General features: G+C 74.6%; 24 protein-coding genes. 8 read left to right on the plus strand and 16 right to left on the minus strand.

What is annotated here, in order from left to right; all coding sequences use genetic code 11:
* The first annotated feature begins 36 nt into the window (after nucleotides 1-36).
* A complete protein-coding gene (locus tag ABD990_RS16800; protein ID WP_345381466.1) occupies nucleotides 37-747 on the plus strand; it encodes a DUF1990 family protein in 711 nt (236 codons plus the stop codon).
* 263 nt (nucleotides 748-1010) lie between these two features.
* Here ABD990_RS16800 and ABD990_RS16805 read toward each other — a convergent pair whose 3' ends face one another.
* The 4 genes from ABD990_RS16805 to ABD990_RS16820 form a co-directional block, all read right to left on the minus strand.
* Nucleotides 1011-1715: a fasciclin domain-containing protein gene (locus tag ABD990_RS16805; RefSeq protein ID WP_345381467.1), complete on the minus strand. Its 705-nt coding sequence runs from the start codon at nucleotides 1713-1715 to the stop codon at nucleotides 1011-1013.
* A 143-nt stretch (nucleotides 1716-1858) separates the two neighbouring features.
* On the minus strand, nucleotides 1859-2647 hold the full coding sequence (locus ABD990_RS16810; protein ID WP_345381468.1) for an anti-sigma factor: 789 nt from the start codon (nucleotides 2645-2647) through the stop codon (nucleotides 1859-1861).
* Nucleotides 2644-3258, minus strand: coding sequence for an RNA polymerase sigma factor (locus ABD990_RS16815; RefSeq protein ID WP_345381469.1), 615 nt, complete (start codon nucleotides 3256-3258; stop codon nucleotides 2644-2646). Before ABD990_RS16815 ends, ABD990_RS16810 begins: the two co-directional genes overlap by 4 nt.
* A 45-nt stretch (nucleotides 3259-3303) precedes the next feature.
* Entirely contained in the window at nucleotides 3304-4020 is a 717-nt protein-coding gene (locus ABD990_RS16820; RefSeq protein WP_345381470.1) for a M24 family metallopeptidase, read from the minus strand.
* 75 nt (nucleotides 4021-4095) lie between these two features.
* Here ABD990_RS16820 and ABD990_RS16825 point away from each other — a divergent pair, with 75 nt between their 5' ends.
* On the plus strand, nucleotides 4096-5088 hold the full coding sequence (locus ABD990_RS16825; RefSeq protein ID WP_345381472.1) for an arsenic resistance protein: 993 nt from the start codon (nucleotides 4096-4098) through the stop codon (nucleotides 5086-5088).
* A 26-nt stretch (nucleotides 5089-5114) separates the two neighbouring features.
* Here ABD990_RS16825 and ABD990_RS16830 read toward each other — a convergent pair whose 3' ends face one another.
* Nucleotides 5115-5444 (minus strand): putative quinol monooxygenase, encoded by a 330-nt coding sequence (locus tag ABD990_RS16830; protein WP_345381473.1) that lies wholly within the window; start codon nucleotides 5442-5444, stop codon nucleotides 5115-5117.
* A 231-nt stretch (nucleotides 5445-5675) separates the two neighbouring features.
* Between ABD990_RS16830 and ABD990_RS16835 the strand changes: the two genes are divergently transcribed.
* A complete protein-coding gene (locus ABD990_RS16835; protein ID WP_345381474.1) occupies nucleotides 5676-6917 on the plus strand; it encodes an MFS transporter in 1242 nt (413 codons plus the stop codon).
* On the plus strand, nucleotides 6914-8506 hold the full coding sequence (gene mdlC / locus ABD990_RS16840; RefSeq protein WP_345381475.1) for a benzoylformate decarboxylase: 1593 nt from the start codon (nucleotides 6914-6916) through the stop codon (nucleotides 8504-8506). The genes ABD990_RS16835 and mdlC overlap by 4 nt, the downstream gene beginning before the upstream one ends.
* A gap of 878 nt (nucleotides 8507-9384) precedes the next feature.
* Here the strand turns inward: mdlC and ABD990_RS16845 are convergent.
* Nucleotides 9385-9843, minus strand: coding sequence for a MarR family winged helix-turn-helix transcriptional regulator (locus ABD990_RS16845; RefSeq protein ID WP_345381476.1), 459 nt, complete (start codon nucleotides 9841-9843; stop codon nucleotides 9385-9387).
* A gap of 32 nt (nucleotides 9844-9875) precedes the next feature.
* Here ABD990_RS16845 and ABD990_RS16850 point away from each other — a divergent pair, with 32 nt between their 5' ends.
* Entirely contained in the window at nucleotides 9876-10280 is a 405-nt protein-coding gene (locus tag ABD990_RS16850) for a cupin domain-containing protein (protein ID WP_345381477.1), read from the plus strand.
* 71 nt (nucleotides 10281-10351) lie between these two features.
* Here the strand turns inward: ABD990_RS16850 and ABD990_RS16855 are convergent, their stop codons facing one another.
* The 10 genes from ABD990_RS16855 to ABD990_RS16900 form a co-directional block, all read right to left on the minus strand.
* Nucleotides 10352-10756, minus strand: coding sequence for a DoxX family protein (locus tag ABD990_RS16855; protein WP_345381478.1), 405 nt, complete (start codon nucleotides 10754-10756; stop codon nucleotides 10352-10354).
* 38 nt (nucleotides 10757-10794) lie between these two features.
* Nucleotides 10795-11289 carry a GNAT family N-acetyltransferase gene (locus ABD990_RS16860; RefSeq protein ID WP_425569616.1) on the minus strand — a complete coding sequence of 165 codons (495 nt, stop codon included), beginning with the start codon at nucleotides 11287-11289 and terminating at the stop codon, nucleotides 10795-10797.
* Nucleotides 11290-11344: 55 nt separating this feature from the next.
* Nucleotides 11345-13213, minus strand: coding sequence for an L-lactate permease (locus ABD990_RS16865; RefSeq protein ID WP_425569617.1), 1869 nt, complete (start codon nucleotides 13211-13213; stop codon nucleotides 11345-11347).
* Nucleotides 13214-13292: 79 nt separating this feature from the next.
* Nucleotides 13293-13484 carry a ferredoxin gene (locus tag ABD990_RS16870; RefSeq protein WP_345381479.1) on the minus strand — a complete coding sequence of 64 codons (192 nt, stop codon included), beginning with the start codon at nucleotides 13482-13484 and terminating at the stop codon, nucleotides 13293-13295.
* On the minus strand, nucleotides 13484-14659 hold the full coding sequence (locus ABD990_RS16875; protein ID WP_345381536.1) for a cytochrome P450: 1176 nt from the start codon (nucleotides 14657-14659) through the stop codon (nucleotides 13484-13486). Before ABD990_RS16875 ends, ABD990_RS16870 begins: the two co-directional genes overlap by 1 nt.
* 221 nt (nucleotides 14660-14880) lie before the next feature.
* Entirely contained in the window at nucleotides 14881-15453 is a 573-nt protein-coding gene (locus ABD990_RS16880) for a DinB family protein (protein ID WP_345381480.1), read from the minus strand.
* A gap of 140 nt (nucleotides 15454-15593) precedes the next feature.
* Nucleotides 15594-16940, minus strand: a complete 1347-nt coding sequence (locus ABD990_RS16885) for a (Fe-S)-binding protein (RefSeq protein ID WP_345381481.1) — start codon at nucleotides 16938-16940, stop codon at nucleotides 15594-15596.
* Complete coding sequence (locus ABD990_RS16890; protein WP_345381482.1) at nucleotides 16937-18046, minus strand: FAD-binding oxidoreductase; 1110 nt, start codon at nucleotides 18044-18046, stop codon at nucleotides 16937-16939. The genes ABD990_RS16885 and ABD990_RS16890 overlap by 4 nt, the downstream gene beginning before the upstream one ends.
* Nucleotides 18043-19497 carry an FAD-linked oxidase C-terminal domain-containing protein gene (locus ABD990_RS16895; protein ID WP_345381483.1) on the minus strand — a complete coding sequence of 485 codons (1455 nt, stop codon included), beginning with the start codon at nucleotides 19495-19497 and terminating at the stop codon, nucleotides 18043-18045. The genes ABD990_RS16890 and ABD990_RS16895 overlap by 4 nt, the downstream gene beginning before the upstream one ends.
* Nucleotides 19498-19595: 98 nt before the next feature.
* Nucleotides 19596-20390, minus strand: coding sequence for an IclR family transcriptional regulator (locus ABD990_RS16900; RefSeq protein ID WP_345381537.1), 795 nt, complete (start codon nucleotides 20388-20390; stop codon nucleotides 19596-19598).
* 101 nt (nucleotides 20391-20491) lie between these two features.
* Between ABD990_RS16900 and ABD990_RS16905 the strand changes: the two genes are divergently transcribed.
* The 3 genes from ABD990_RS16905 (at nucleotide 20492) to ABD990_RS16915 (ending at nucleotide 24508) form a co-directional block, all read left to right on the plus strand.
* Complete coding sequence (locus ABD990_RS16905) at nucleotides 20492-22636, plus strand: malate synthase G (RefSeq protein WP_345381484.1); 2145 nt, start codon at nucleotides 20492-20494, stop codon at nucleotides 22634-22636.
* 151 nt (nucleotides 22637-22787) lie between these two features.
* Entirely contained in the window at nucleotides 22788-23987 is a 1200-nt protein-coding gene (locus tag ABD990_RS16910; RefSeq protein ID WP_345381485.1) for an MFS transporter, read from the plus strand.
* 20 nt (nucleotides 23988-24007) lie between these two features.
* Nucleotides 24008-24508 (plus strand): GNAT family N-acetyltransferase, encoded by a 501-nt coding sequence (locus ABD990_RS16915; protein WP_345381486.1) that lies wholly within the window; start codon nucleotides 24008-24010, stop codon nucleotides 24506-24508.
* Nucleotides 24509-24534 lie beyond the last annotated feature (26 nt).

Consider the following 24534-nt stretch of genomic DNA (forward strand, 5'->3'; position numbering starts at 1 on the left):
CGGTCCCGTCGGGTCGGCGCGGTGGTCCGGTGGCCCGTGGGACTCGCGATCGTGGCGTGGCGTTACCTGTGGCGGACCACCGTCACGCACCGCACCGACGAACCCGGCGACGCCTCGGACCTGCCGAAGCCGCTGCCGCCGGAGGTCTGCGACGACCGCGTCCAGCACATCGAGAGCGGGTACGGGGACCTGCTGCACCGCGCCTACTCGGTGACCGTCGCCGGCGGCGACTGCACCCCGGAGCTGCTCCTCGAGCGGCTCGCCGCGGACCCCAACGACTGGTCGCCCTCGGGGCTCGCCGTGTTCCGGCGGACGCGGGGCCACGACGGTGCCATGACGGTCGGCGACGAGTTCCTCATCCGGCTGCCCGGTCCGTGGGACGGGCCGGTCCGCGTCGTCGGGTCGGGCCCGCGGCACTTCCGCCTGGCCACCCTGCAGGGCCATCTCGAGGCCGGGCAGATCGAGTTCCGGACGGAGCAGGTGGGGGAGGACGTCCGGTTCGTCATCGAGTCCTGGGCCCGCCCGGGCGACCGGCTCTCGCACGTCCTCTACGACCGGCTGCTGCTGGCCAAGGAGGTGCAGCTGGTCATGTGGACGCACGTGTGCCTGCGGGCCGCGGCGCTGGCGCACGGGCGGCCGCGCGGGGGCCTGACGGTGCGCACCCGGCGGGTGGACATGTCCGGCGAGCACGCCTGCGCGACGCGCCCGGCGGACACGGATCGGACGGATTCGTCGGATCAGGTGTAGGCGGCGGGCGGGGCGGGGATCCCCGGGACGAGGCACAGAGAGCCGGCCCGTCGAGGCCGGCAGAGACCGCGGCTGTCCGTCGTTGGGGAGCGGATCGGGCAGTCCTTCGGGCCGGGGTCGCCGTGATCGGGGTGGCGACCCCGGCCTCGCCTGTGTGCGTACCCGGTGCGGCCGTACGTCGTCCGTTCCCATTCCTGATCGGATAGCGAAAAGCAGGAACGGGGACCGGCCGGTCCCCGCCCCGTACGCATTTCCGCCGCGGATCAGCTCGCCGGCATCAACACCTTGTCGATGACGAACACGGTGGCGTTGGCGGTCGGGATGTTGCCGCAGAGGACGTTCGCGGTGTTGCCCTGACCGTCCGTCACCGTCGGCGCCTCGGGGGTGCCGCCGATGGTCACCGTGCCGCCGGCGAGCTCGGTCGTGGTGCCGGCGTCGACGAGGCCGTCGGCGTCGTAGCGTTGCGGGACCACGTGGTACGACAGCAGCCCGCCCAGCTGCTGCTGGTTCGCCAGCAGCCCGTCGAACGCCTGGTCGCCCAGCCGGCTCCGCACCTGGTCGAACGCGCCGTCGTCGGGCGCGAACACGGTGATGCCCTTCTGCGAGTTCAGCGTGTCGGCCAGGCCCGGGACCCTGCCCACGGCGGCGACCAGAGTCGTGAGCAGGGGGTTCGTGCTCGCCGCGCTCGCCACCGGCTGCGGGCCCATGCTCGTCAGCGAACCGGGGGCGTCGCCCTGCGGGAGCTGGTCGCAGGCCGGGCCGAAGACGTCGGCGTCGGTGGTCACGCCGTCCCCCGCCGTGGCCGACACGGGGGCCGACACGGGGGCGGACATGGGGGCCGGCATCGGGGCAGCTGCGGTCGGGGAGGCCGGCGCGGCGGTGCCGGAGGAGCCGGACCCGCACGCGGCGAGGCCGAGGGACATTGCGGCGAGCGCACCGGCGGCGGCGAGCCGGAAGGGCTTGGTCATCGTGTTCTCCTACGGTTTCCCGGCCCGGTTCCTCCGGGCCCGTCGACAATTTCTTCGACCGCTCCCGGAATGCGGTTCGGCGATTCCGGCGCTTCGTTCCCGGTGCGATTCCGGTTCGGTCCCGACCGCATGGACCAGAATGCTCAGACGACCGAGCCGCTCGCCACGACCCGGCTCGGCACCGCGGGCGCGGTCCGGCCCGGCTCGAGCGACACCGCGTAGGCGGTGAAGCTGCCGCCGGCCGGCAGCGTGGTCACGTCGGTGTGCCCGGAGGTCGCGTCGAAGGTGCCGAGCGGCACGGGAGCGGACCCGGAGGCGTCGAGGCCCCACAGCACGTAGACCGAGCCCGCGCGGTCGTTGGTCGGCAGGTCGGCGACCACCACCCGGCGGGCGCCCGGACCGGCCACCACGGCGGCCACCGGTGTGCCGTGCCCGTCCGTGAGAGTCGCGTGCGTGCTGCCCGGCGCGTCCATCCCGGTCACGAGGCGGCCGAGGTCGCGGACCTGCGCCACCTCGGCGTCGCGCTGCCGGTGCAGGCCCGCGGCCTGCCCGGCGAGCCCGCCGACGGCGACCACGCACGCGGCGGCGGCCACCGCGGCCCACACACGCTGCGGGCCGGTCGCCGCCCACCCGGTCCGCGCCCGGTCCGGCGGCGGGGCGTCGGGACGCCGTGCACGGTCCGGTGCGGCGCCGGGGGATTCCGCGCGGGCGGCGGACAGGATCCGGTTCCGCAGCCCGGCGGGCGGCGGCACCGCCGGCAGCGTCCGGGCCAGCCCGGCCAGCACCGTGTCGTGCCGGCGCAGGGCACCGCTGCACTCGGGGCAGCGCGCGAGGTGGGCGCGGACCTCGAACTCCTCCGCGGGCTCGAGGGCGTGCAGGGCGAACCCGGCGACCTGGCGGCTCATCGGGCACGGCGGGGCGGTGGTGCTCACCGGCCCTCACCCTCGCCGAGCACCGGCCCGAGGGCGGCGCGGAGCCGGCCGAGGCCGGCGAACATCCGGGACTTGACGGTGCCGAGCGGCACGCCGGTCAGCGTGGCGACCTCCCGCTGGGTGTAGCCGCCGAAGTAGGCGAGGGCGAGCGCGTGCCGCTGGTCGGCGGGCAGCGCGTCGAGCGCGGAGCGGACCTTCCCGGCGGCGACCGCGCCGAGCGCGTCGACGTCGGCCCCGGGCAGCCGGGGCAGGGCCCGGTCGGTGTCGTCGTCCATCGGGACGGTGCGCCGCCGCGCGGTGTCCTCCCGCCGCACCAGGTCCACCGCCTTGTGGTGCACCAGGGTCATCACCCAGGTCGAGGCTCGGCCGCGGCGCGGGTCGAAACGCCCGGCCTCGCGCCAGACGGCGGTGAAGGCCTCCTGCACGGCGTCCTCGGCGAGCGCGTCGTCGCCGCAGATCCGCCGGGCGAGCGACCAGGCCTGCCGGCCGTGCCGGTCGTAGAGCCGGGCCAGCGCGTCCCGCCGGCCCTCGGCGAGGGCGGCGAGGAGATCGGCGGAGTCGTCCGGTGCCGGCGCCCGGCCGGCGCGCGCGGCGGCCTCCCTGGGGTTCACGCCCGACGTTCGCGCCCGCCCGCCGGATCGGTTCGGACCGCCTGGTCAGCGGTGCAGCGTGAGGAGCTGCTCGAAGAACCCGCCGAAGCCGCGCTCGCGGTCCACCAGGTGCACCTCGAGGATCCAGTGGCACCGCCGCCCGGAAGGGTCGGTGCGCCGCATCGGGTGGTCGCTGCCGGGCGCGATGTAGCTCTCGATCCGCTCGCCGTCGATCCACTCGTGCGGGAACTCGCCCACCAGGTGGCCGCTGTGCGCGCCCCCGAACTCCCAGCCGGCCTCCTCGGCCAGCTCCACGACGTGCGCGTACAGCTCCGCGCCGCTGATCCCGGGGTGGGCCTCGAAGTGGGCGCGGCCGGCCTCGAAGATGCGGGGCAGGTCGTCCCGCAGCCGGTGCTTGACCGGGTCGTCGCCCAGCACGAAGGTGCGCCCGAAGTCCGCCTCCCACTCGGCGAAGATCGGTCCGAGGTCGAGGAAGACGATGTCGTCGGCCTCGATCAGCCGGTCCGGCGGGTTCTCCTTGTAGGGCAGGAGCGTGTTCGGGCCCGAGCGCACCACGCGCTTGTGCCAGTGCCGGTCGGTGCCGAACAGCTCGGCGCCGAGGTCGCGCACCCGGTCGCTGACGGTCCGCTCGGACTCGCCCGGCGCGATCAGCCCGCGCCGACCCGCCTCCTCGAACAGGTGCAGGGCCTTGCGCTCGGCCTCGACGAGGTTCCGCGCACGCGCCTCCTCGTCGACGGGTGCGGTGCTCGTGACCTCGCTCATCCACGCCTCCTCGCGTCACCCCGACCCTAGGTCGCCGCGGGCGCCGCTTCTAGGCTCGCGGCGAGGAGGGCGCACGTGGTCGTCGACCGGCTGGAACGGCACCAGGTCCCGCTGTACGTGGCCGCGATCCTCGCCGGGGCGGCGCTCGGGCTGCTCGCCCCGGCCGCGGGGCCGGGCCTGGCGGTGGCCGTCGGGCCGGTGCTCGGGGCCCTCCTCTACGTGACGTTCCTGCAGGTCCCGGCCCGGGAGCTCGCCCGGTCGCTGCGCGCGGGGCGCTTCCTGGCGGCCGTGCTGGTCGTGGACTTCGTGGTGGCGCCGCTGGTCGTCGCGGCCGTGACGCCCGCCCTGCCCGCGGACGTCGCCGTCCGCACCGGCGTCCTGCTCGTGCTGCTCGCGCCCTGCGTCGACTACGTCGTGGTCTTCACCCGGCTCGCCGGCGGGAGCGCGGGGCGCCTGCTGGCCGCGACGCCGGTGCTGTTGGTGGTCCAGATGGCGCTGCTGCCGGTCCTGCTGGGCCTGTTCCTCGGGCCCGCCGCGGCGGGGGCGATCGCGCCCGGCCCGTTCGTCGAGGCCTTCCTGGGCTACATCGTGCTGCCGCTCGCGCTCGCCTGGGTCACGCAGGCGTGGGCGGCGCGGCACCGGAGCGGGGAGAGGGTCGCGCGGGCGGCCGGCGCGGGAATGGTGCCGCTGATGGTGGCGACGCTGCTGCTCGTGGTCGCCTCGCAGGTCCCGGGGCTCGACGGGGCGGCGGCGGTCCTCGGCGCGGTGCCCGTCTACGTGCTGTTCCTGCTGGCCATGGTGCCGCTCGGGGCGCTGGTGGCCCGGCTCCTCCGGCTCGGGAGCGCCGACGCCCGGGCGGTGGCCTTCACGGGCGCCACCCGGAACTCGCTGGTCGTGCTGCCGCTGGCCCTGGCGATGCCCGCCGGGCCGGTCGTGGCGGCGACCGTGGTGACCCAGACGCTCGTCGAGGTCGTCGGGATGGTCGTCGCGGTGCGCGCGGTGCCCCGGGTGGTGGCATGGCTGCTCCGCGGGGCGCCGGAGCGCCCCGCGGACCGGGCTCCCGGCTGACCGCTCCGGGGGCTCCGACGGGCCGGCTACTGCGGAGTGACCTCGGCCATGTCGTTCCAGGCCTCACCCTCGAGGTCCTGGTAGTTGATCTTCGGGCGCTCGGCGACGACCGTGCTCATGAACGGGAAGAAGTTCTGGGCGTGCTCGGTCTGCACGTGCGCGGAGCCGGCGTCGCCGTCCCGGAACGTCTCGACGATCGCGAACTCGTTCGGCGTGGTGCCGCTCTCGTAGAAGTCGAACGAGACGTTGCCCGGCTCGGACCGCACGTTGTCGGTGTACTCCTTGATGCCGGCCAGCCAGTCCTCGCGCTTCTCGGGCTTGATCTTCACCTTGAGCACGATGAGGATCACGGTCACCTCCGGGGTCGTGGATCGTGGTCGGCCCCGGGCGGTCCACCCGGGACGGTGGGGGAAGCCTCTCACCCCGGCGCCGCGGGCGGTGTCTCAATCGGCGACGGCCCGCCCCTCGGGTGAGGCCGCGGCATACGGACCGTCCGCCGCGTCACTTCCGCTCATCGGAAGCTTGCCCTGACAAGGTTCCGGCGCGCCGCTCATACTCCGGCGGATCCGGACACCGAGGAGGGTTCCATGACAACGGAGTCAGCAGGGACGTCGGGGCGGTCGGGGGCGCGCGCCGGCTGGGCGGCGCCGCTGTGCTGGTCGGCGGTGGCGCTCGAGGGGTTCGACCTGGTCGTGCTGGGGGTCGTCCTCCCGTCGTTGCTGCGCGACCCCGCCTGGGGGCTGAATCCCGCGTCGGCGTCGCTGATCTCGGTCGTCGGCCTGGTCGGCGTCATGGTGGGCGCGCTCACCGCCGGCCCGCTCACGGACCGGTTCGGCCGCCGCTCGATGCTGCTGGTCACCGTCACGTCGTTCTCGGTGCTGACGCTGCTGTGCGCCTTCGCGCCCGGGCCGGTGCTGTTCGGCGTGCTGCGCTTCCTCGCCGGGCTCGGCCTCGGCGGCGTGCTCCCGGTGGCGATCGCGATGGTCAACGAGTTCGCCCGCACCGGCCGCGGCGGCAGCGCCACCACGGTGCTCATGACCGGCTACCACGTCGGCGCGGTGCTCACCTCGCTGCTCGGCATCGTCGTCATCCCGTCGATCGGCTGGCGGGCCATGTTCGTCATCGGGGCCCTGCCGGCGCTGGTGCTCATCCCGCTGATCTGGGCGCGGCTGCCCGAGTCCATCCCGGTCGAGCACGGCCCGGGCGCACCGCGCAACCCGGTCGCGACGCTCTTCCGCGGCGGCTACCTGCGCGCCACGCTCGCCTTCTGGGTCACCTCGTTCATGGGCCTGCTGCTGGTCTACGGCCTGAACACCTGGCTGCCCGAGATCATGCGGTCCGCCGGGTACGCCCTCGGTGCCGCGCTGGCCCTGCTGCTGGTGCTCAACGTCGGCGCGATCGTCGGTCTGCTCGTCGCCGGCCGGGTCGCGGACAAGATCGGCGTGCGGACGTCGACCATCGCCTGGTTCGCCGCGGCCGCGCTGTTCCTCGCGCTGCTGTCGATCAAGCTGCCCGGCATCGGCGTGTACGTGAGCGTGCTGCTCGCGGGTGTGTTCGTGTTCAGCTCGCAGGTGCTCACCTACGCCTACGTCAGCCAGCACTACCCGACCGAGGCCCGGGCGACGGCGATCGGCAGCGCGTCCGGCGTGGGGCGGCTCGGCGCCATCTGCGGGCCGGTGGTCGGCGGCGCCCTGCTGACGGCCGGCCTCGCCTACCCGTGGGGCTTCTACGCCTTCGCGGTCGTGGCGGCGATCGGCGCGGTGTCGGTCTCGGTCGTCGGCCGCAGCCGGGCCCAGGACCCCGCGGACCGCCGGATCGAGACCGCATGAGGACGGTCCGGGACGCCACCTTCGACGTCCTCCGCCGGTACGACCTCACGACGGTCTTCGCCAACCCGGGCTCCACCGAGATCACGCTGCTCGCCGACCTGCCGGCCGACCTCGAGTTCGTGCTCGCCCTGCACGAGGGGTCGGTGGTCGGCGTCGCGACCGGCTGGGCCACCGCGCACGACCGCCCCGCGCTGGTCGTCCTGCACACCACGGCCGGGCTCGGCAACGCGGTCGGCGCGCTCGCCACGGCACGGGTCAACCGGGTGCCGCTGGTGGTCGTCGTCGGGCAGCAGGACCGGCGGCACCTCGCCTTCCGGCCCTTCCTCACCGGGGAGCTGGAAGGCCTGGCCGGCAGCTACCCGGTCTGGACGACGACGCCCGCCCGGCCCCAGGACGTCCCGTCCGCCGTGGCCCGGGCCCACCACGAGGCGGTCGCCGGCCGCGGCCCCGCGCTGGTCGTCGTGCCCAGCGACGACTGGGCCGAGCCGGCCGGGGACGAGCTGGCGGCGCCCGCGGTGGTGCGGCGCGGGACGCGGGCTGCGCCGTCCGTGGTGGAGGAGCTGGCCTCGGCTCTCGCCGGGGCGGAATCGCCTGCGCTCGTGGTCGGGGCCGACGCCGACGGCGAGGAGTGCTGGGCCGCGCTCGTCGCCCTCGCCGAGCGGCTGGACTGCCCGGTCCGGCAGGAGCCGTTCGCGGCGCGGGCCGGGTTCCCGCAGGACCACCGGCTCTTCGCCGGGCACCTGCCCGCGGGGCGGGCGCGGCTGCGCGACACCCTCGCCCCGCACGACGTCGTCCTGGTCGTCGGGGCCCCGGCCTTCCGGCAGTACCCGTACGAGCCGGGACCGCTCGCGGCCGAGGGCACCCGGTTGCTGCTGGTCACCGACGACCCGGAGGACGCCCACCACAGCCCGGTCGACCTCGCCGTCGTCGCCGAACCGGCGGCGCTGTGCCGCTCGCTCGCGGACCGGGTGCCCGACCGGCCGGGGGAGCGCTCGTTCCCGAAGGCCGAGGCGCCGTCGCCGCCGGACCCGGGGGAGCCGCTGCGGGCCGCGCACGTGCTCGCGGCCCTCGCCGCGCGGGTCCCGGCCGAGACGGTCGTGGTGGAGGAGACGCCGTCGAGCCGCCCGGACCTGCACCGGCTGCTCCCGGCCCGGTGCCCGCTGGGCTTCCTCTCCGCGGCGATGGGCGGGCTCGGCTTCGGCCTCCCCGCCGCGATCGGGGTCCGGATGGCCCGTCCGTCCACGCCGGTCGTCGCGGTGGTGGGGGACGGGTCGTCGCTGTACGGGATCCAGGCGCTGTGGACGGCCGCGCACTATCGCGTCGGCGCGGTGGTCGTGGTGCTGGCCAACGGCCGCTACGCGATCATGGACCGGCTGGCCGAGAAGCAGGGCGGCGCGGCCCCGTGGCCCGCGTTCACGGAGGTCAGCGTGTCGGGGCTGGCGCAGTCGCTGGGCTGCCCCGCGCGCCGGGTGGAGACGGGGGAGGAGCTCACCGCCGCCCTCGACGCGGTCGTCCCGACCCTCACCTCCCGCACGGAGCCGCTGGTGTTGGAGGTGGTGGTGCAGCCCGACCCGACCTTCGACCCCTGACGGCCCGGGTGCCGGTGCCCGCGCGGTCGGGTGTCCCTCGTGCTGGCACACCTGTGGGAGCGGGACACATCCGCTCGGGCCGAACACATCCGCTTGAGCCGGACACACCTGCTTGGGCCGGACACATCCTCGCGAGCGCGGGCACATCCTCGCGAGTGAGCAGGGAGACGCCCTCGCGAGCCCGGACACATCCTCGCGAGCGCGGACACACCCGTCCGAGCCCGGCGGCACATCCGGGAGGGGCGCCGCACACCCTGTCGACTGGTTGTGCGAGGAACGGGTGGGTGTGCAGGAAGCGGCAGGTCAGCGGCGGCCGTTCCCGGCGACAGCCCTGCCCTTCCACCGCGGGGCTGCGTCAAGCCCCACTGCGTCGTCCTCGATGAGCGAGCGGCGCCCTCGCTCAGTAGGTGTGAGCGAGCGCGCCGTTCGCTCGTCCGGGAGCTGGTGGGACGGCGTGATTCGAGTCATCGCGCCTCGGCCGAGGGCTACGCGTTCCCCATATCGCCGCGAGGGGAGCGGGACACGCGCGGATCTTGCTCCACAACAGGTGATCATGTATCCGGGCAGGGGTCGTCGCGGATCGGAGAGGGCTCCCACACCCCGAGGGTCGTCGCACACGTCGTCGACAGGGTGTGTCGCGGATCGTCCGGGTGTGAGACCGGGTCACGGCGGGTGTGCCGGCGCGGGCCTGGAGACGATGATCGCCGCGAGGGGGCGGAACAGGCGCTGGGCGCGGATCCCGCTCCACGCTCGGCGATCATGGTGAGGCGGTCCGCCCGCCGGACCTGCGGTGCACCAGCCGCGTCGGAGCGGTTCCTGCACGGCCCTCGTCGGCGTCTCCCTCGGCGGCATGACGCGCACGAGGTCGCGCGGGCCGGTCAGCGGGTGAACCAGGAAGGGGCGTCGAGGCGGGGGCCCACGGTGACCCGGCCGAGCGCGTCCTCGATCGTGCGGACCGCGTCCTCGCCGAGCTCGGCCGCCCACCGCGTCCTGAGCTCGTCGAAGATCGCCGCCGACCGCTGCAGCAGGTCGCGGCCGCGGGCCGTGGGGCGGACCAGGATCCGGCGGGCGTCGGCGGGATCGGAGGCACGTTCGACGTAGCCGGCCGCCTCGAGCGAGGCGATCGTCTTGGCCGCCGCCTGCTTGGTCACGCCGAGCCGTCGACCGAGCTCGGCGGCCGTCGTACCCGTCCCGACGGCCTGCAGGGCGAAGCCGTGCAGGGGCCGGGCGTCCGGATGTCCGCGCTGCGCCAGCTCCTCGTGCAGGGCGTCGACCAGCGTCTGGAAGCCCGCCAGCAGGAGCAGGGGCAGCGCGAAGCCGGGACGGTCAGTTGACACGGTCGACAACCAGGTTCACCATCTCGACAACCATGTTGTCGACCGTACCGGAGGAAGCCGTGGCCGTCGTCCGCCGCGCCGACCAGCGCACCCACGAGACCCCGAACGCCGTGATGACCACCCTGGCCTCGCCCACCCTCGGCGGCGCGGCCCAGTCGCTCTGGCAGGTGCGGATGCGGCCGGGCCAGGCGGGGCCGGACCACGTGATGGACGTGGAGCAGGTGTGGACCGTCGTCGACGGCGGGATGACGCTCCGCACCGCCGACGGGGAGTCCGTGCTGACCGCGGGGGACACCGCCGTGCTGCCGGCCGGGGTCGACCGGCGCGTGGTGGCCGACCCCGAGCGCGGCTTGTCCGCCCTGGTCACCGGCTCCGGCTCGGGGCGGGCCCTGCTCCCGGACGGGACGGACCGCGGCGTTCCGGACTGGGTCCGCTGAGCACACACGGACGCGGGCGCGCCGGGGACCCCTCGACCCCGGCGCGCCCGCGACCCCGGCGCGGCGCCTCGTCAGCGTCGGACGAGCGCTGCGATCTCCTGCCGGCGGACCCAGGCGATCAGGGCGAACAGCACGCCCAGGATGATCGGCGTGTAGACGTACTCGGCCATGCCGATCACGAAGACCTGGAAGAACACGGCGCCGATCATCAGCGCGACGAAGCAGGCCGCGGCGAGGCCCGCGAGCACCGGGATCATCAGGCCGATGCCGCCCGCGACCTCCAGCGCGCCGATCAGGTAGCGGAACCAGTCGCCCGCCCCGATGGCGTCGAAGGACTGCACCGCGGTGGCCTCGCCGAACAGCTTCGGGGCGCCGGAGCCGACAGCCATGAACAGGCCCAGCACGACCTGCAGGACGTACAGGGCGATGCGGCCCTTGCTCCGCGGGCGGGAGGTGGTGGCGGCGGTGGCGATCATCTCTCGGTCCTCTCCTCGGTGCGGCGTCCGCCGCGGTGTCACAAGGGAGACCGCGCCTCCGCCGGGAACTCATCGCCGCCGGCACCACCGGATCCGGTGAGTTCCCCGCGGAGGATCACCTCGGGACTCGCGGGCCGCTCCAGCACCGTCTCGTCCGGCGGCCCGAAGCCGAAGCGCGCGTAGAGGCCGTGCGCGTCCTTGGTGTGCAACGACCAGCGCATCCCCGGTCCGCCGGCGAGCATCACCTCGACCAGCGCGACGCCCAGCCCGTGACCCCGGACGGACGGATCCACCCAGACGTCGGCGAGGTAGGCGAAGGACACGCCGTCGGACACCGCCCGGGCCGATCCCAGGGTCCGGTCCCCGCGGTAGAGCCCGACCACCCGCCAGGCCACGTCGAGCTGGCGCTCAAGGTGCTCGCGGTGCCGCCAGCGGCCCCAGTACGCCTCGGTGGACAGCCAGGCCCAGACGGCGTCCCGGTCCAGCCGGGCCGGGTCGTCGTCGATCTCGAACTCGCCGATCACGCGCTTCACCCGGCCACCCTGACAGGCGCCGCGCGGCGGAGCAGCAGGATTCGGACCCCGGTCGCTACGGCAGCATCCAGCCCAGCACCGGCGTGGACTGCAGGTAGATCAGGAACGCGAGCACCAGCAGCATGCCGAGGCTCCACCCGACGACCTTGCGCAGCAGCACGCCCTCCTGCCCGTCGAGCCTCACCGCCGCCACGGCGATCGTGAGGTTCTGCGGGGACAGCATCTTGCCGAGCACCCCGCCCGACGAGTTCGCGCCGGCCAGCAGCTCCGGCGGCAGGCCCGCCGACTGGGCCGCGGTGACCTGCAGCGACCCGAACAACGCGTTGGCCGACGTGTCCGAGCCGGTCACGGCGACGCCGAACCAGCCGAGCAGCGGGGACAGGAAGGCCAGGGCGCCGCCCGCACCGGCGATGAGCAGGCCGATCGCGGTGGTCTGCGCCGACGCGTTCATCACGTAGGCCAGCGCCAGGACCGCGGCGACGGTGACGATCGCCCACTTCAGCTCCGCGACCGTCCGTCCCCAGGTGCGCACCGCCCGCCCCGCGCCGACACCGAGCACGGCCGCGATGATCACGCCGGCGATGAGCATGAGCGTGCCGGCCGTGGAGAGCCAGGTCAGCGAGAACTGGGTGGTGCTGCTGGGCCTGCCGTTGGTGCCGACGACGTCGAGGCCGGGCCAGTGGAAGGCCAGCTTCAGGCTGTCCACGGCGGGCTTGATCCCCGGCAGCTGCACGAGCCCGAAGACCAGCACGATGATCACGTACGGGGCGTAGGCGCGGCGGATCTCACGCGGGTCGTCGTGCCGCGGGGCCGAGCCGACGGCGGCGACGGCCTCGCGGTCCTCGGTCGAGGTTCCCGCCGGCACCGGCCTCCCGGAGGGCCCGGGCGTGCCGCGCGGGCCGGTACCCCCGGTCCTGCCGGAGCCGCCGGGCCGGTCCGGGCCCGTGTCGCCGCGGGAGCCGCCGACACCACCACCGACGCCCTCCTGGGCACCGCCCCCGGCGGTCCCGGCGTCGGGCTCGAGGTCGGGTTCGTCCCCGGTCCGGCGCGCCGCCCACACCGCCTGCGGCCGCGCCCGGGCCACCACGACGACGGCGACCGCGGACAGCAGCGCGGCCGCGATGTCCGTCAGCGGGACCGAGATGAAGTTCGACGTGACGAACTGGGCGACCGCGAACACCACACCCGCGAGGACGGCCGGCACCCACGCCTCCCGCACACCCCGGCGCCCGTCGACCAGGAACACCAGCACCAGCGGGACGAACAGGGCGAGCAGCGGGGTCTGCCGGCCGACGACCGAGGCGACCTCCCCGAGCGGGAGCCCGGTGACCTGCGCGAGCGTGATCACCGGGACGCCCATCGCGCCGAACGCCACCGGCGCGGTGTTCGCGACGAGCGCCAGGACGGCCGCCCGCATCGGGTGGAAGCCGAGCGCCATCAGCATCACCGAGGTGATCGCGACGGGGGCGCCGAAGCCGGCCAGCGCCTCGAGCAGCGCGCCGAAGCAGAACGCGACGAGGATCGCCTGGGTGCGCCGGTCCGAGGACAGCGTGCCGAAGTTGCGGCGCAACACGTCGAAGTGACCGGTCGCGACGGTCATGTTGAACACCCAGAGGGCATTCACGACGATCCACAGGATCGGGAACAGCCCGAAGAAGGCGCCGTGCGCGGCCGCCGACAGCGACATGGCGAGCGGCATCCCGAACCCGGCGATCGCCACCACGAGCGCCGACAGCAGGCCGGCCAGCGCCGCCCACTGTGCCCGCACCCGCAGCACCCCGAGCAGGAGGAGCACCACCGCGAGCGGTACCACCGAGACCAGGGCCGACCACCCGAGCGAGCCGCCGACGGCCTTCGGATCCTGCTGGTACACCGCCAGGACCGGTCCCGCCAGCGGTCCGGACAACATCGTCGCAGCCGTCATGGTCGGGCAGTGTGCGCCCGGTCACCCTCCTCGGCAGGGCGGGCTGGGCCGAACGGGTGTCGCGCCCGCCGCGGCCGGGTCAGTCCTCGCTGATCGACAACGCGCCGGAGGGACAGGCGTCGACGGCGGCGCGCACCTTCTCGTCGACCTCCGGGTCCTCCTCCAGGAGCACCACGATCCCGTCGCCGTCCTGGTCGAACACCGCGGAGTCGGTCATCACGCACATGCCGGCCCCGATGCAGGTCCCGCGGTCGGCCCTGAGCTCGCTCATCACGCTCCTCCCCAGGTCACGGGCAGGATCTCCATCCCGTAGACGACGTTGAACGACCGGAACCTACGATCATCGGCCGCCGGGCGCAGGTCCGGGAACCGCCGCAGCAGCGCCGGGAAGGCGACCCGCATCTCCATCCGGGCCAGCGGCGCGCCGAGACAGTGGTGCACCCCGTGCCCGAACGCGACGTGCCCGAGCGCACCCCGCCGGACGTCGAGCCGCTCGGGGTCCTCCAGCAGCGCGCTGTCGCGATTGGCGGCCGGGATCGAGAGCATCACGAGCTCGCCCTCGGCGACGGGCTGCCCGGCGATCTCGGCCGGCCCGGTCGCCGACTTGATCGTCCCGGAGTGCACGATCGACAGCCACCGCAGCAGCTCCTCGACGGCGGGCCCGACCGCCTCCGGGTCGTCCCGGACGAGGGCGAGCTGGTCGGGGTGGTCCATCAGTGCGAGCGTGCCGAGGCCGAGCATGTTCGAGGTGGTCTCGTGCCCGGCGATCAGCAGCAGGTTGGCGATGCCGATCAGCTCGTCGTCCGTGAGCTCATCGCCGTGCTCGCGCACGAGCATGCCGAGCAGCCCCTCGCCCGGCTCGGCCCGCTCCCGGGCGATCAGGCTCGCCATGTAGCCGCGCTGCTCCTCCTGGGCCCGCAGCCGCACGTCCATCGGCACCGACAGGTCCAGCAGCCGTGCACTCCGTCGCTGGAACTCCGCCCGGTCCTCGTACGGCACGCCGAGCAGCTCGCAGATCACGAGCGACGGGACCGGCAGCGCGAAGTCGGCGACCAGGTCCGCGGGCGGCCCGGCCTGCTCCATCGCGTCGAGGTGCTGGTCGACGATCTCCCGTACCCGGGGTTCGAGGCGCTGCATCCGCCGCCCGGTGAACTCCGGGGTGAGCATCCGCCGCAGCCGGGTGTGCGCGGGCGGGTCGAAGGCCAGCAGGTTCCCGGCCCGCAGCCGGGCGATCTCCTCCGGGCTGCGCTCCGGCATGCCCGGCACGCGGAAGGCGCCCTCCCACTCGTTGCTGAAGCGCTCCGGGTCGCCCAGGACCTCCCGGACGTCCGCCCAGCGCGTGACCAGCCAGGCCTCCAGCCCGAAGGGTGTGCGCACCTTCCGGACGCCCGCCCCCTCGCGGATCGCCGCCAGCTCCCGCGCGGGGTCGAACCCGTCCCGCTGCATGTGCAGCGGCAGCTCCTCGACACCCCTGCCCGCGGCCCCACCGGCGTCGGCACCCGCTGCCGTGCCCGCCTTCGTGCCCGTCGCCGCGCTCCCCGTCATCCGGCCTCCCCGATCGGCTCGCCCCTCCGGCCACTCTCACACCACGGCGCCGGACGGGCACGGAGCGCGCTGAGAGGGTGCTGAGCGACCAGGACATCTCCGTACGACCCGGACGCCGGGGTTCACGCGTACCGGTTCCGGTACAGGTCCCGCAGCAGCAGGATCTCGGCGCCGTGGTGGATCGCCTCGCGGTTGATGTGCAGCACCAGGTCCGACAGCGGGAACTCCGCGTACGGCCCCTCGGCCGGCCCGCACGGCCGGGCGAGCCCGGCCTCGTCGAGCGCCTCGACCCCGCCGATCCACGAGGCGTACGCCCGGTCCAGCTGGCGCAGCGCCTCCGCCGCCGTCCCCGCGTACGCGTGGCTCTCGTACGACATCGGCGGGCCGCCGAAGTGGGACGCGGCGCGCACCCCGAACACGCCGACGACCAGGTGGCCCATCCGCCACGCGATCGTGGTGAGCGGCGGGGGGTCGGGTTCGGGGAAGGCGAAGTCGATCCGGTGCCCGCCCGACCCCATCTGGATCGCACCGGGCGCGGGGCTCCCGGCCGGGCGGACGCTCCAGCCCGGCGCCGGCTCCCACAGGTACTCCTCGTCCGTCAGCCCCTCGAGCTTCGGACGCAGCAGGGTCTGCCAGTGCCAGGAGAGCTGCTCGGCGAGTGCGGTGGCGAGGCTGCGGGCCGTGGTGTCGGTCATACCGCGCACGCTAGCCCGGGCCCCCGACACTTCCCGACCTCGCGCACCGGCCACGAACCGGCCGAACCGCCCCCGTCCGTCGTGCGTGGGAGGTGGTGCCGGAGCACCACCTCCCGCCCACGTACGGCGTCGGCCGGGGGTCAGCTGCGGGGCACCGGCACGTTGCGGATGCTCGCGTCGAGCAGCTGGACCGGGTGCAGCAGGGGCACCCCGTCCTCCGTGCCGTTCCTCAGGTGCTTGCCGATCTGCAGCAGGCACCCCGGGTTCGCCGTGACGACGACCGTGGGCTCCACCGACCGGACGTTGTCCGCCTTGCGCTTGCCCAGCTCGTCGGCCGCCTCGGGCATCACCATGTTGTAGATGCCCGCGGAGCCGCAGCACAGCGCCGCCTCCGGGATGTCCAGCAGCTCCAGCTCGGGGATGCTCCGCAGCACCTCCCGCGGCTGCTCGCGCACGCCCTGGGCGTGCCCGAGGTGGCACGCGTCGTGGTAGGCGACCCGGGCGCGCACCGGTGAGCGCGGGGCGCGCGGCCCCAGCTCGGCGAGCACCTCGTGGACGTCCCGCACCCGCGCGCTGAACTCCTTCGCCCGCACCGCCCACTCCGGGTCGTCGGCGAGCAGGTGGGCGTAGTCCTTCATCGAGGACCCGCAGCCGGCCACGTTGGTCACCACGTGGTCGACGTCGAGCCGTTCGAAACGCTCGATGGTGCGCTTCGCCCGGGCGAGCGCCGGGTCCTCGCGCCCGGCGTGCAGCTCGAGCGCCCCGCAGCACTGCTGGTCGCGCGGGACCAGGACGTCGAGCCCCTCGGCGGAGAGCACCCGCACGGTGGCCTCGTTGACCCGGTGGAAGAACACGTCCTGCACACAGCCGGAGAGCAGCGCGACCCGGCCGCGCCGCTCGCCGACGGCGGAGGTGTGCACCGGCAGCGTCGCGAAGGCCTCCCGCACGGTCACCGGCGGGAGCAGCGACTCCAGCGCGGCCAGCCGCCCCGGGAGCTTCGCCGCGAGCTTCCGGACGGTCGGCACGGCGGCGAGCTTCTGGTACAGCGCACCCGGCAGGGCCGCCGCGCGCAGCCGCCGCTTGTACGGGAACAGCGCGAAGATCGCCTCGCGGAACAGCCGGTCCGAGGGCGTGCGCGGGACGTTGCGCTCGAGCTGCGGGCGCACCGACTCGAGCAGCTTGTCGTACTGCACGCCGGACGGGCAGGCCGTCACGCACGCCATGCAGCCCAGGCAGGCGTCGATGTGCTGGCGCAGCGGTCCCGCCAGCCCGATCTCGCCCTTCTCGGCGAGGTCCATCAGGTAGATGCGCCCGCGCGGGGAGTCCATCTCCTCGCCCCAGAGCTGGTAGGTGGGGCAGGTGGGCAGGCAGAAGCCGCAGTGCACGCAGTCGTCGAGCAGCTCCCGCGAGGGCGGGTGGTGCGCGTCGAAGGCGCTCGGCCCGGTCTGCGGCAGGTTGGTGTCGGCGGAGCCGGCGGGTGTGGTCACGAGATCTCCCACGGGTCGAAGCGGCCCGGGCCGAACCGGCCGTCCGGGTCGAACCGCTGCTTGACGGCTTTCAGCACGGCGAGGGCGGAGGGCGGCGGCCCCCAGGCGGGGACGTCGAGCCCGGCGGGGCGCGACCGCAGGACGCTCGTCCCGCCGGCGGTGTGCACGGCGGCGTGCGCCTCCGCGACCGCCGTCCCCGGCAGCGACACGGTGGCGACCCCGGTGCCCAGCCCGGCGGTGACGGCCGTGGCGGGCAGCGCCTCCAGCAGGCCGGGCAGCAGTGAGGGCTTCGCCCCGATCCGCAGCACCGCCCCGTCGTCCGAGCCGGAGCCACGGGTGAGCGCGGCGTGCTCGGCCCACACGTCGCTCTCGGCCACGGCCGCCCCGTCGCCGAACAACCGGGTGAGCCGCTCCAGCCGGGCCGGCAGGGCCTCCTCGGTCGAGTCGATGCGCACGAGGAGCTTCCCCGAGCTCAGCCACTCGACGGCCGTCGGCTCGAGCTGCGAGGCCAGCACCTCGCGCGCGAGCCGGGTCGCCTCCGCGAGGTCGCACTCCACGACCACCGTGCCGACGGCCCGCGGCACCGGGTGCAGCCGCAGCACGACCTCCACCAGCACGCCGAGGGTGCCGTAGGAGCCGTGCAGCAGCTTGGCCAGGTCGAACCCGGCCACGTTCTTGATGACGTGCCCGCCCGAGCGCACCACGGCGCCGTCGGACAGCAGTGTGGTGGCGCCGATGACGAGGTCGCGCATCGTGCCGTACACCAGCGCGGACGGACCGGCGTCCGCCGTGGCCACCAGCCCGCCGACGGTCGCGCCGTCCGCCACCCGCGCGGCGTCGAAGGACAGGTGCTGGCCGTGCGCGGCCAGCTCCTCCTGCAGCGCCCGCAGCGGCGTCCCGGCGTGCACCGAGACGGTCATGTCGCCCGGGTTGTGCGTGATCACGCCGGTCAGCCCGGTGGTGTCGAGGACGGCGTCGACGGGGCCGAGCCGGCCCGCCCAGTCCGCCGCCGTGCCGGCGCCGGCGACGGAGACGCGGCCGGCGGTGTCGAGGAGGGCTTCGCGGGCCTCCTTCAACGACCCCGGCTTGAGTGCGGTCAGAGTCATAGCCGCTCGATCACTCCCGACTCCTCCAGCGGGTGCGGCCGGTACCTTCCGGGCCGCTCGCCGCACAGCCGCGGCGTGGGCAGGACCTTGCCGGGGTTGCAGATGCCCTCCGGGTCGAAGGCCGCCCGCACCCGCTGCATCACCGCGAGGTCCTCCTCGCCGTACATCTTGGGCATCGAGCACGCCTTGTCCGTGCCGATGCCGTGCTCGCCGGACAGCGACCCGCCCAGCTCCACGCAGAGCTCGGCGATCGCCCCCGACAGCTCCTCCGCGCGCTCGGTCTCGCCCGCGGCGGCGCTGTAGAGGACCAGGGGGTGGAGGTTGCCGTCGCCGGCGTGGAAGACGTTCGCCACCCGCAGCCCGGCCTCGTCGCCCATGTCGGCGATGCGGCCCAGCACCTCGGCGAGCCGGGTCCGGGGCACCACGCCGTCCTGCACGAAGTAGTCCGGCGAGATCCGGCCGACCGCGGCGAAGGCCGCCTTGCGCCCGCGCCAGATCGCCGCGCGCTCCTCCGGCGAGCCCGCGATGTGCAGCCGGGTGCAGCCGTGCGCGTCGCAGATCTCCTTGACCCGGGTGAACTCGGCGTCGCACTGCTCGATCGGGCCGTCGAGCTCCACGACCAGTGCGGCCGGCGTGCCCACGGTGTACCCGGCGTGCACCGCCTCCTCGGCCGCCTCGATCGCCAGCGTGTCCATCATCTCCACGGCGGCGGGGACGATCCCGGCCGCGACGATGTCCGACACCACCTCGCCCGCCGCGGAGATCGACGGGAAGTCGGCGAGCAGCGTGCGCACGGTCTCGGGCGTGCCCAGCAGCCGGACCGTGATCTTCGTGGTGATCCCCAGGGTGCCCTCCGAGCCGAGGAAGACCCCGCGCAGGTCCGGGCCCTGCTGCTCGCCGGTGTCGCCGCCGAGGGTGACCAGCTCCCCGTCCGGCAGCACGACCTCCATCGACAGCACGTGGTTGGTGGTGAACCCGTACTTGAGGCAGTGGGCGCCGCCGGAGTTCTCCGCGACGTTGCCGCCGATCGTGCACACCTGCTGCGAAGAGGGATCCGGCGCGTAGTAGAGCCCGTGCCTGGCGACCGCCGCGGTGATCTCCAGGTTCGTCACCCCGGGTTCGACGACGGCGCGCCGGTTCTCCGGGTCGACCTCGAGCACCCGCTTGAGCCGGGCGAGCGAGATCACGACGCCGTCGGCCACCGGCAGCGCCCCGCCGGAGAGCCCGGTGCCGGCGCCGCGGGCGACGAACGGGACCTTGTTGCGGTGGCAGGCCCGCACGGCGCGGGCGACGCCCTCGGCGTCGCGCGGGATGAGCACGATCTCGGGACGGACCCGGTAGCCGGTCAGCCCGTCGCACTCGTAGGCCCGGGTCTGGACCGGGTCGTCGATGACGTCATCGGGGCCCAGGGCCGCCACGATCGCGGCGCGGGCCACGGGATCGAGGGCCATCCGACCTCCTTGTCACGGCTCGTGGTGGGAACGGGGAAAGCGTAGGGCGGCGGGGCCGCGGCGACCGTCTCAAGTCGGTCCCGGTGGCCGGACGTCGGTCACGCGGTCGCCAGCAGGGTCCCCAGCCGGCGCCCGGCCGCGACGACGAGCGGCGCGATCCGCGCGACCGCGGCGTCGTCCATCCGGGAGAGCGGGCCGGAGACCGACACGGCCGCGGAGCCGTGCGGCCCGGTCACCGGCGCGGCGACGCACCGGACGCCGGCCTCCTGCTCGCCCTCGTCGAGCACGTAGCCGCGCTCGCGGGCCACGGCCAGCTCGCGGTCGAGCACCTCCGGATCGGTGATCGTGGTCCGGGTGACGGCGGGCAGCCCGGTGCGCGCCACGATCGCGGACGCCTCGGCGGGCGGCAGCGCGGACAGCAGCGCCTTGCCGACGCCCGTGCAGTGCACCGGGACCCGGCGCCCGATCTCGGTGAACATGCGCATCTGGTGCGGTGAGGGCACCTGTGCGACGTAGACCGCGCGGTCCCCGTCGAGCACCGCGAGGTTGGCCGTCTCGCCGATCTCGGCGACCAGGTCCGCGAGCACGGGGGTGGCCCACCGGCCGAACTGCTGCGCCGCCGTCTCGCCCAGGCCGACGAGCTTGGGGCCGAGCGTGTAGCGCCGCGAGGGCAGCTGCCGCAGGTAGCCCAGGTCGACGAGGGTGCGCACCAGCCGGTGGATCGTCGCCGGGGCGAGCCCGGTCCGGTCGGCGAGCTCGGACAGCCCGGCCTCGCCGCCCGCCTCCGCCAGCGTCTCGAGCAGCCCGAACGCGCGGGTCAGCGACTGGACGCCACCCGTGCGGGGTACATCGGGCCGGGACGTCGGTGGAGCGGACGCCCGCGGGAACTCGATGCCGTCGGTCACGGTCGACGATCCTACATTCCATGATGCGGAATTGCCAGTCCGTCTGGTAGAAAAGACGGGCACCAGAGTCGAGCAGAGAGGACGCCGCGATGGCCGGCACCGCAGGACTGCAGGTCGATCCCGAGCTGCGGCGGTTCGTGGAGGGCGAGCTGCTGGCGGGTCTGGAGCTCACGCCCGAGGCCTTCTGGGGCGCGCTCGCGGACCTGCAGGGCCGCTTCGCCCCGCGGATCGGCGAACTGCTCGCCCGCCGGGACGAGATCCAGGCGGGGATCGACGCATGGCACGAGGCCCACGGCCCCGGCGACCCGGAGGCGTACAAGAACCTGCTCACGGAGCTCGGCCATCTCCTGACGACCGACGAGCCGGCCCCCGTCTCCGTCGGGGACGTCGACCCCGAGATCGCCGAGGTCCCCGGCCCGCAGCTGGTCGTCCCCGCCACCGTCCCGCGGTACGCGCTGAACGCGGCCAACGCCCGCTGGGGCTCGCTGTACGACGCCTTCTACGGCACGGACGCGCTGCCGCTCGACCACGAGCTGGCCAAGGGCTACGACGAGCAGCGCGGCGCCCAGGTCATCGCGGCCGCGGACGAGCTGCTCGACGAGCTGTTCCCGCTGGCCCAGGGCTCGCACGCGGACGTCACCGCGTACTCCGGCTCCGAGCAGGGCTTCGTCGCGTTCACCGCGGGCGGCGAGACCGGGCTGGCCGACGCCGGGCAGTTCGCCGGCTTCCGCGCGCCGGACGGCGAGGGTCGTGCCGCGATCCTGCTGCAGCGCAACGGCCTGCACGTCGAGCTCACCGTCGACCCGACCCACCGGGTGGGGCGGCAGCACCACGCGGACGTCGCGGACGTCGTGCTCGAGTCCGCCGTCACCACGATCGTCGACCTGGAGGACTCGGTCGCCACGGTCGACGGCGAGGACAAGGCCCTGGCCTACCGCACCTGGCTCGGGCTGATGACCGGCGAGCTGGTGTCGGAGTTCGAGAAGGGCGGGGAGACCGTCACCCGCCGGGTGAACGGCGACCGCGAGTACACCGGCCCCGACGGCGCGCCGCTCACCCTGCCCGGCCGCTCGCTGCTGCTGGTCCGCAACGTCGGGCACCACATGACCACGAACGCGGTCCGCACCGCCGAGGGCGAGGAGATCGCCGAGGGCGTGCTCGACGCGCTGGTCACCGCGACCGCCGCGCAGTACGACCTGCAGGGGAAGGGGCGGTTCTCCAACTCCCGGGCCGGGTCGATGTACATCGTCAAGCCCAAGCAGCACGGGCCGGACGAGGTCGCGCTGACCGTCGAGCTGTTCGCCGCCGTCGAGGAGGCCCTCGGCCTGCCCGCGCGCACGCTGAAGATCGGCATCATGGACGAGGAGAAGCGCACCAGCGTCAACCTCGCGAGCTGCATCGCGGCCGCCGCCGAGCGGGTCATCTTCGTCAACACCGGCTTCCTCGACCGCACCGGCGACGAGATCCACACCTGCTTCGCGGCGGGCCCCGTGGTGCCCAAGGGCGACATGAAGTCCTCGACGTGGCTGAACGCCTACGAGGACCGCAACGTCGACGTCGCGCTCGCCTCCGGGTTCGCGCACACCGCGCAGATCGGCAAGGGCATGTGGGCCAAGCCCGCCGCGATGGCGGACATGCTCGAGCAGAAGGGCGCGCAGCCGCAGCAGGGCGCCAACTGCGCCTGGGTGCCGTCGCCGACCGCCGCGACCCTGCACGCGCTGCACTACCTGCGCACGGACGTGCACGCCGTCCAGGAGGACATCGCGAAGCGGGCCGTCACCGACCGCGACAAGCTGCTGGTGCTGCCGATCCTCACCGAGGAGCTCAGCGAGGAGCGGAAGACCCACGAGCTGGAGACGAACGCGCAGTCGATCCTCGGCTACGTCGTCCGCTGGGTGGGGCTGGGCATCGGCTGCTCCACGGTGCCGGACCTCGAGGGCGTCGGGCTGATGGAGGACCGGGCGACGCTGCGGATCTCCAGCCAGCTCATCGCGAACTGGCTGCACCACGGCGTCGTCGAGGAGAAGACGGTGCGGGACACCTTCGCCCGCATGGCCGCCCTGGTCGACGAGCAGAACGCGAACGAGCCGGGCTACCCGCCGATGGCCAAGGACCTCGAGGGCAGCGAGAGCTTCCAGGCCGCCCTCGAGCTGGTCTTCACCGGCCGCACCGAGCCCAACGGCTACACCGAGCGCGTTCTCACCACCTGGCGGCAGAAGGCCAAGCAGAAGTAGCCCGCGAGTCGGCACCCCCGGTCGTCCGAGTCACACATCCCGGGAGACGGGCATGCCCGGCGCACCCGGGCGGCGTTGTGCCGACGGGGTACCGGGACGTGCGGTTCGGTGACCGGAGGATGCCGACCCGCGGGACGATCATGGAGTGTGGATGAGGGCCTGGGCGCGCGTCGCGGCGGTGCTGTTCGTCATCGGGTACGGCGCGAACCAGTTCAGCCCGCTCATGGTCATGTACCGGGAGCAGGGGCACTACTCGGCGACGGTCGTCGCGGCCTTCTTCGGCGTGTACGTGGCCGGGCTCGCCCCCGGGCTGCTCGTCGGGGGGCCGCTGTCGGACCGGCTCGGCCGCCGCCGGGTGCTGCTGCCGGCGGTGGTCGCGTCCGTGCCGGCGAGCGGCGTGCTCGCGGCCGGGGCCTTCTCCGAGACGCTCCTCTACACCGGCCGTTTCCTGTTCGGTCTGGTCACGGGCGTGGCCATGGCCGTCGGGACGACGTGGGTGAAGGAGCTCTCGCAGGCCCCGCACGATCCCGAGGCGGACGCGGGCTCCGGCGCCCGCCGCGCCGCGCTGGCGCTGTCCGCGGGGTTCGGCATCGGCCCGGCGGTCGGCGGCGTGCTGGCCCAGTGGGCGCCGCTGCCGATGGAGCTGCCCTACCTGGTGCACGTCGTGCTCACGCTGCCGGTGATCCCGCTGGTCGCCCGCGCCCCGGAGACCCGGTCGCCCGAGGTGGCGCCGCGGCGCTCGCTCCTCTCGGACCTGAAGGTGCCGGCGGCGGCGCACCCGCGCTTCCTGGGGCTGGTGCTGCCACTTGCCCCGTGGGTGTTCGGCGCACCCGCGCTGTCCTTCGCCGTGCAGCCGGCCGCCCTCGGGTCCGAGCGCACGGCGGGTTTCGGCCTGATCTTCGCGACCGGGCTCACCGCCGTGACCCTCTCGGCCGGCGTCGCGATCCAGTCCGCCGCGCGCCGGCTCGACGCCCGCGCCCCGCTCGCCGGGGCCCGGCTCGGCCTGGTCCTGATCGTCGTCGGGATCCTGGTCGCCGCGGTCACGGCGCTGACCGGCTCGCTCGTGGTGGCGTTCGTGGCCTCCGCGATCCTCGGCGCGGCCTACGGCATCTCGCTGGTCTCCGGCCTGCTGGAGGTGCAGCGGATCGCCGGGCCGGCACACCTGGCCGGGCTCACGGCCGTCTTCTACTCGCTGACCTACATCGGGTTCCTGCTGCCGGTCGTCCTGGCCCCGCTCGCGGTCCACGTGCCCTACCCGGTCCTGCTGGTCGTCGTGGCCGTCGTCGCGGCGATGTGCCTCGCCGTGCTGGTCACGGCCGGGCGACGCACCCGGCGCACGGTCACCGTCTGACCCCGCACGACGGCGCCCCCGTGCCCCGCGACACCGTGCCGCTCGACCTGCGCGCCACCCCCTTCGACCATCCCGACGCGCAACGGCTGATCGCGGCCGTGCAGCAGGTCTACGTCGAGCGGTACGGCGGCACGGACGCGACGCACACCGACCCGGCCGAGTTCGCCGCCCCGCACGGGCTCTTCCTCGTGGGCTACGCCGCGGGCACGCCGGTCGCCGCGGGCGGCTGGCGGGTGCGCGACGCCGAGCCGGCCGATCCCGTCGTCCGGGACGGCGACGCGGAGATCAAGCGGATGTACGTGGTCCCGGAGGCGCGGGGGAGGAGCCACGCCCGGGCCGTCCTCGCCGCGATCGAGCGCTCGGCCGCCGCCCCGGGCCGGCGCCGGATGATCCTCGAGACGGGCACGAGGCAGCCCGAGGCGCTCGCGCTCTACCGCAGCTCGGGCTACGTACCGATCCCCGGGTTCGGGGTGTATCGGGACGAACCGGGCAGCCGCTGTCTCGCCAAGATCATCGCGTGACGCGGGGCGCCGCCGGGGCCGACCAG

This window comes from Pseudonocardia yuanmonensis (genome assembly GCF_039542425.1).
GTDB lineage: Bacteria > Actinomycetota > Actinomycetes > Mycobacteriales > Pseudonocardiaceae > Pseudonocardia > Pseudonocardia yuanmonensis.

Bases quoted from the DNA above. Each gene is read 5' to 3' on its own strand.
- ABD990_RS16805 (WP_345381467.1), bottom strand. From the start codon at position 1,715: ATGACCAAGCCCTTCCGGCTCGCCGCCGCCGGTGCGCTCGCCGCAATG.
- ABD990_RS16820 (WP_345381470.1), bottom strand. From the start codon at position 4,020: ATGAGCGAGGTCACGAGCACCGCACCCGTCGACGAGGAGGCGCGTGCG.
- ABD990_RS16835 (WP_345381474.1), top strand. From the start codon at position 5,676: ATGACAACGGAGTCAGCAGGGACGTCGGGGCGGTCGGGGGCGCGCGCC.
- mdlC (WP_345381475.1), top strand. From the start codon at position 6,914: ATGAGGACGGTCCGGGACGCCACCTTCGACGTCCTCCGCCGGTACGAC.
- ABD990_RS16850 (WP_345381477.1), top strand. From the start codon at position 9,876: ATGTTGTCGACCGTACCGGAGGAAGCCGTGGCCGTCGTCCGCCGCGCC.
- ABD990_RS16855 (WP_345381478.1), bottom strand. From the start codon at position 10,756: ATGATCGCCACCGCCGCCACCACCTCCCGCCCGCGGAGCAAGGGCCGC.
- ABD990_RS16865 (WP_425569617.1), bottom strand. From the start codon at position 13,213: ATGACGGCTGCGACGATGTTGTCCGGACCGCTGGCGGGACCGGTCCTG.
- ABD990_RS16870 (WP_345381479.1), bottom strand. From the start codon at position 13,484: ATGAGCGAGCTCAGGGCCGACCGCGGGACCTGCATCGGGGCCGGCATG.
- ABD990_RS16875 (WP_345381536.1), bottom strand. From the start codon at position 14,659: ATGCAGCGGGACGGGTTCGACCCCGCGCGGGAGCTGGCGGCGATCCGC.
- ABD990_RS16880 (WP_345381480.1), bottom strand. From the start codon at position 15,453: ATGACCGACACCACGGCCCGCAGCCTCGCCACCGCACTCGCCGAGCAG.
- ABD990_RS16890 (WP_345381482.1), bottom strand. From the start codon at position 18,046: ATGACTCTGACCGCACTCAAGCCGGGGTCGTTGAAGGAGGCCCGCGAA.
- ABD990_RS16895 (WP_345381483.1), bottom strand. From the start codon at position 19,497: ATGGCCCTCGATCCCGTGGCCCGCGCCGCGATCGTGGCGGCCCTGGGC.
- ABD990_RS16905 (WP_345381484.1), top strand. From the start codon at position 20,492: ATGGCCGGCACCGCAGGACTGCAGGTCGATCCCGAGCTGCGGCGGTTC.
- ABD990_RS16910 (WP_345381485.1), top strand. From the start codon at position 22,788: ATGAGGGCCTGGGCGCGCGTCGCGGCGGTGCTGTTCGTCATCGGGTAC.